Origin of the sequence: Micrococcus sp. HSID17227, from assembly GCF_003989405.1 — a bacterium.
Taxonomy (GTDB): Bacteria; Actinomycetota; Actinomycetes; order Actinomycetales; family Micrococcaceae; genus Micrococcus; species Micrococcus luteus.
This window is the reverse complement of sequence record NZ_RBLN01000460.1, coordinates 1-951: the sequence shown is the minus strand read 5'-3', so window position 1 is coordinate 951 and position 951 is coordinate 1. Positions and strand designations below refer to the sequence as shown.

The 951-nt window shown below is 76.6% G+C and carries 1 protein-coding gene; it reads right to left on the bottom strand.

Annotated elements, in window-relative coordinates:
• The coding region (locus D8M29_RS12630) for an acetate--CoA ligase family protein (RefSeq protein ID WP_174233380.1) at positions 1 to 951 on the bottom strand (951 nt) is incomplete at both ends.

Genomic DNA, 951 nt, shown 5'->3' with positions numbered 1-951 from the left:
AGGCGGGCGACCTGCGGCAGGTCGTCCTTGAGGACGCTGACGCGGCCCACGAGGTCCTCCAGCGCGGCGAGGTCGACGGAGGGCACCCCGCCGGTGCCGCGCAGCTTCACGGCGGCGCGGGGGGCGCGGACCATGCGGGCCACGTCCCGGTCCGTGAGCGGGGGCACGCGGTGCACCCAGTCCCCCAGCAGGTCCGTGGCGTCGCCGGCGATGCCGAAGGAGACCACGGGGCCCAGCAGCGGGTCCTCGAGCGCCGTGAGCATGCAGGCCTGGCCGGCGGGGGCCATGGCCTGGACCTCGAGCTCGCGCACGCCGAACGGCGCGAGCAGACGGCGCATGTGCTCGACGTTGCGGCGCAGGGAGTCGGCGTCCACCACGTTCAGGCGGACGCCGCCCAGGTCGAGTCGGTGCCGCAGGTGGGGGTCCACGGCCTTGAGCGCCACGGGGAAGCCGAGCCGCTCGGCGGCCGCCACGGCCTCGTCGGCGGTCTCGAACCGGGCCGAGGGCAGCACGGTGATCCCGTAGTGGCCCAGCAGCGTCTCGGTCTCCTCGTCGGAGAGCCGGACGAGTTCGGTGCCCTCGGCACGCGCGGCGGCCGCCTCCACGAGCTCCTCGGCCTCGTGCGGGTGCAGGCCGGTCGGCTCGAGCGGCTCGCCGACCTCCTGGCGGCGCCAGTGGACGTAGTCCGCGAGCGCGCCGAGCACGGTCATGGCCTGCTGCGGCGACGGGTAGAAGGGCAGACCGGGCTGCAGGGAGCCGGGCTCGGCGTCGTCGTCGACGGGACCGGCGGCGCCGAGCGTGGCCCCGCGGTAGCGCGGGGAGACGACGTCGGTCAGGCAGCCGAGCACGGGGATGCGGGCGTCCCGGGTCGCGTCGGCGAGGGCGTGGGCCAGTCGCTCCGGCTCGTCGTCCGCCTGGTGCAGGCCGAGGCGGGCCAGCACCACGACGGCG